The sequence below is a fragment of the Candidatus Symbiopectobacterium sp. NZEC135 genome, assembly GCF_025962695.1.
The window spans coordinates 1-685 of record NZ_JAGFPF010001154.1; the positions used below are offsets into that span (position 1 = coordinate 1).

The 685-nt window shown below is 47.2% G+C and carries 1 protein-coding gene; it reads left to right on the forward strand.

Features of this window, described 5'->3' with window-relative positions:
• The coding region (gene sctJ, locus J5224_RS33035) for a type III secretion system inner membrane ring lipoprotein SctJ (RefSeq protein WP_264629130.1) at positions 1–666 on the forward strand (666 nt) is incomplete at its 5' end.
• Between the last annotated feature and the right edge of the window lie 19 nt (positions 667–685).

Sequence of the window (685 nt, forward strand, 5' to 3'; positions counted from 1 at the left end):
GCAAATCAGGTGTTGGCTGTTTTACAGCAATACGATATTGCGGCCCAAAAGCAAGGCGGTGGGAAAGGCGGCTACACGATCACCATTAACCGGGCTGAGGCCACTGCTGCATTATCGATTATCAATCTCTACCAGTTGCCCTGGTCAGGTGATGTACAAATCGGGCAGGCATTCCCGGAGAGCGCATTGGTAGCGTCTCCCAACGCAGAGCAGGCCAGGGTCATATCACTGCAAGAGCAACGCCTTGAACAGTCATTACGCATTATTAGCCAGGTGGTAAATGCGAAAGTCCACATCAGTTACCCATTATTTAGCAATGATGCCGCCAATCGTTTCACCTCCGATCATGTCGGTGTGATCATTACTCATAAGGGAAATATTGATGAAAGCGTATTTATTTCGCAGGTAAAGTCACTGATTAAAAACAGTCTTAGTAATATTCGCTATGAAAACATTTCTGTAGTGCTTTTTGCTGTTCCCGCTATTCAATACGTTCCCCCTACAAAAGTGCGTTCTGTCGACTTTACGGTTTGGCAAGGCGCGCTGATACTTGCGCTACTCATGGTGTTAATGACAGGAATTTATTTCATCGCCAAGATGATGCGCCGTTCAACGCCCAATGATGCGGCAACACCGATGACGCATGAGAAGGAGCCACCGGCATGAATATTTGTCATGAGCAGCT